The sequence below is a fragment of the Streptomyces pathocidini genome (assembly GCF_001418495.1).
In the GTDB taxonomy this organism is placed as follows: Bacteria; Actinomycetota; Actinomycetes; order Streptomycetales; family Streptomycetaceae; genus Streptomyces; species Streptomyces pathocidini.
In genome coordinates, this window is the sequence record NZ_LIQY01000515.1 from 1 (window position 1) to 4,068 (window position 4,068).

The following is a 4,068-nucleotide window of genomic DNA, read 5'->3' on the forward strand; positions in this document are numbered from 1 at the left end:
ATCACCGACCACGGCGCCGTCGCGGACGCCGCCACCGACTGCACGGGAGCGATCCGGGGAGCGATCGAGGCCTGCCACGCGGCGGGCGGCGGGCACGTGCTGGTGCCCGCGGGACGGTGGGCGACCGGCGCGATCCATCTGCTCAGCGGAGTGGACCTGCACGTCGCCGAGGGGGCGACACTGCTGTTCACCACCGACCCGGCCGCCTACCTCCCGGTCGTCCGCACCCGCTGGCAGGGCGTCGAGGCCTACAACTACTCGCCCCTGATCTACGCCTACCGCCAGCACGACATCGCCGTGACCGGGCGGGGCGTCCTCGACGCGCAGAGCGACAACCAGCACTGGTGGCCGTGGAAGGGCTCCGGGCAGTACGGCTGGAAGCCGGGGATGCCCAAGGAACTGGACGACTGGACGAACCTGGAGCGCTGGGGCGTCGAAGGGGTACCGCTGCAGGAGCGCGTCTTCGGCGAAGGCCACTACCTGCGGCCGAGCTTCGTCCAGCCGCACTCGTGCCGGAACATCCTCATCGAGGGCGTGACCCTGCGCAACTCCCCCTTCTGGAACATCCACCCGGTGCTGAGCCGGGACATCACGGTCCAGGACGTCACCGTCGAGTGCCAGGGCCCCAACAGCGACGGCTGCAACCCGGACTCCTGCCAGAACGTGGTCATCCGGCGCGTCACCTTCGCCACCCACGACGACTGCATAGCCATCAAGTCCGGGCGCGACCAGGACGGTTGGCGGGTCGGCGTGCCCTCCCGGGACATCCTCATCGAGGACTGCGTGTACCACACCGGCGGCGCCGCCGTGGCCATCGGCAGCGAGATGAGCGGCGGCGTGTCCGACGTGACCGCCCGGCGCCTGTACCTGCCGCGCCACCCGGACCTGGACGAGGACAGCGTCGCCTCCGTCCTCAACGTCAAGTCGACCCCCACCAGGGGCGGTTACGTCCGCGACGTCCGTGTGACCGACGTACGGGCGCCGGCCTGGACCTACGTACCGTTCGAGGTGACCTTCCAGTACGCGGGCGGCACCGGCGGCGAAGCCTTCGCGGAGGTGTCGCGCCTGACGGCCGAGCGCTGGGACATGGGCGGCCCCTGCGAGTACCCCATCCGCATCCGCGCCCACGCCGACGCGCCCGTCCACGACGTGCGGCTGGCCGATCTCACCTTCCGGGACGCCGCCCAGGAACCGCTGCTGCAGTCTGTCGTGGGCCTGTCCCTGCGTGATGTAGTGATCAACGATGTAGCGATCAACGATCGACCGGCCGCACCCCGCACCGGTGGGGCGGCGACGTGAGACCCGATGGAGGGCCCATGACCGTCAGCAACCCGTCCCGGGCCGCAGTGGTGGGCACCGGCTCCCGCGCCCAGATGTTCACCACCGCGCTGGCCCGGCGCCCGGGCCTGCGGGTGGCGGCGCTGTGCGACCCCAACCCCGTGCGGATAGCCCACCACCAGCGCCTCCTGAAGGAGGCGGGCGAGCCCGAGGCCGCGGCCTGGACACCCGGCGAGTTCGAGCGGCGGCTGCGTTCCGAAGGCATCGACGCGGTGGTCGTGACCACCGTGGACGCGCTGCACGACGCGTACATCGTGCCCGCGCTGCGCGCCGGCTGCCGGGTGGTGACCGAGAAGCCGATGACCACCGACGCGGCCCGCTGCCGCCGCATCCTGGACACCGTCGAGGAGACCGGCAACCACCTGTCGGTCGCCTTCAACTACCGCTTCAACCCGGTGCACGAGGAGGTCCGCCGCCTCCTGGCGGAGGGCGCCATCGGGGACGTGCTCTCCGTCCACTTCGAGTGGCTGCTGGACACCCGGCACGGCGCGGACTACTTCCGCCGCTGGCACCGCGAGAAGGAGAACAGCGGCGGGCTGATGGTCCACAAGTCCAGCCACCACTTCGACCTGGTCAACTGGTGGCTGGGCGCCCGCCCGCAGCAGGTCTTCGGCTACGGGCGGCTCGGCTTCTACGGCCGCGAGGCGGGCGAGCACACCGGCTACCGGCGCGAGTACGAGCGCGCGCACGGCGCGGCCCAGGCCGCGGACGACCCGTTCGCGCTCCACATGGCCGAGAACGACGCCCTGCGCTCGCTCTACCTCGACGCCGAGTCCGAGGACGGCTACCACCGCGACCGCAACGTCTTCGGCGACGGCATCACCATCGAGGACGACATGGCGGTGCTGGTCCGCTACGACACCGGCGCCACCATGACGTACCACCTCACCGCCTACTCCCCCTGGGAGGGCTACCGGGTGATGTTCAACGGCACCGGCGGGCGGCTGGAGTTGGAGGTCGAGGAGAGCCTGTGGCAGCCGCCGCGGATCACCAACACCTCCGGCCAGGGCGCCATCCACGGCGACAAGGCCCTCGCCAACGCCGGCGGCCCTCGCATCCTGCTGCGCCCGCTGTGGGAGGCGCCGCGCGAGGTGGCGGTGGCGTCCTACGACCACGCCGGGCACGGCGGCGGCGACGAGCGGATGCTCAACTCCCTCTTCGGACCCGTCGACCCGTCGACCCCGGTCGACACCGGCGACGCCGCCAAGCAGCGCGCCACGGAGGCGGACGGCGCCCTGGCCCTGGCCACCGGCCTGGCGGCCAACGAGTCGTTCACAACGGGCACACCGGTAACGACGAACGACCTGGTATCGCTACCGGGCGCCTGACGGAGGCGGCTATCAAGCGCCGGACGGACTGGAAAATCCAGCCGTCCGGCGCTTGGTCTTTCCAGCCCGTCCGGCGCTTGAGGACAAGCCCGAAGGGCTGAGTCTCCCGAGGCCCGCCCCGACCGGTTTCCCAGCCCGTCCGGCGTTTGAGGACGAGCCCGGAGGGCGATCAGGGGGCCTGGGGGCGGAGCCCCCAGTTTCGGGAAGGGGCGGAGCCCCCAGTTTCGGGAAGGGGCGGGCTGGGGAAAAGCCCGCCGCAGGCGCTACGGCAAACCCGCGCAATTCACGTCCAGATCCCACAAGATGACCGACAGCGCGTACGGACTGACCGTATGGTCACCATGGGTCGCATCCTCCAGCAGCTCCCAAGACCCCCTCCCCACCTCCCCACCCGTGATCACCTCAACGCGATGCCGTGCCACCGGCGCGTAACTGCGGTGCCCGACCCCGTTGAAGCAGCACGCGTCGAACCGGTTCAGGATCTGGATCTGGCGCCGGTCCTTCCCGACCGACGCCAGCGCATAGAAGTCCATGAAGTCGGCGATCGCGTAGAACGCGGGATGGCGGTCCTTGCGCTGCTCCCAGTCCCCGGTGGTGGGGCTGGGCTTGGGCGGCGCGGACCGCAGGAAGAACGGCAGCGAGCCGGCGGTCGGATAGCTGCGGGTGACCCGGGGGTCGAGCGCGGGGTAGACCGTCGTGGCCCAGCCGCCCCCGGACAGCCCGACCATCTGCACGGAGGTCGGCTCGTGGACCTTGCGGACGTGGTTCATCGCCACCACGAGCGGCTCCAGGAAGAACCGCAGAGTGGAGAACCCGGGCGTCTCCCAGGGGACGAGGTCGTTGTGCGACCCCACCACGACCTTCTTGGCGGGGTCCTGGGGGTCCTCCAGCTCGCGGGGGTTCCAGTGGTAGAGCGGCATGGCGAACAGCAGCACCCCGTACCCGGCGTCGAGCAGCGCCTGCGCCGTCCGCGCCATCGTGCTCGGCTCCTCGCCGTGGCCGTTGTGATAGAAGGCGAAACGACGGTGGCCGGCGTGGTGCGGCCAGCGGTCCGGCAGGAGCAGGAAGACGGTCGTGCTGAGCCCGTACGGCAGCCGCACCGTGAGCCGGTCGATCCGGTCCACGCCCGTGAACTCCGGTATCTCCGGAGCCGCGACCCCGCGCTCCACCTCCGGCAGCGCCGAGGGCAGCCGCCCGTCCGCCGACTTCCAGACCTCGCTCACCAGCGCGGCCCGCACGGCGGCCACATCGGCCTCGCTGCGCACCGCCATCAGCTCTTCGGCATCGACCCCGACGACCTCCTGCGGCAGCGCCTTGTACGTGATGGCGTGGGCGGCCGCCACTTCCTGGTTGACGGGTCCTACGGGGCGGGGCGCCCGGGGCCGGGCGCCCCGCCCCGTAG

Annotated in this window: 3 protein-coding genes; 2 read left to right on the forward strand and 1 reads right to left on the reverse strand. The window is 71.4% G+C overall.

Annotation, left to right across the window (positions count from 1 at the left end; translation table 11 throughout):
• On the forward strand, nt 1–1,299 hold a 1,299-nt coding region (locus AOK16_RS21665; protein ID WP_055473857.1), incomplete at its 5' end, for a glycoside hydrolase family 28 protein.
• 17 nt (nt 1,300–1,316) lie between these two features.
• Nucleotides 1,317–2,666 (forward strand): Gfo/Idh/MocA family protein, encoded by a 1,350-nt coding sequence (locus AOK16_RS21670; RefSeq protein ID WP_055473858.1) that lies wholly within the window; start codon nt 1,317–1,319, stop codon nt 2,664–2,666.
• A 263-nt stretch (nt 2,667–2,929) separates the two neighbouring features.
• Here the strand turns inward: AOK16_RS21670 and AOK16_RS21675 are convergent.
• A partial coding sequence (locus AOK16_RS21675) for a hypothetical protein (protein WP_205627751.1) occupies nt 2,930–4,068 on the reverse strand: 1,139 nt, incomplete at its 5' end.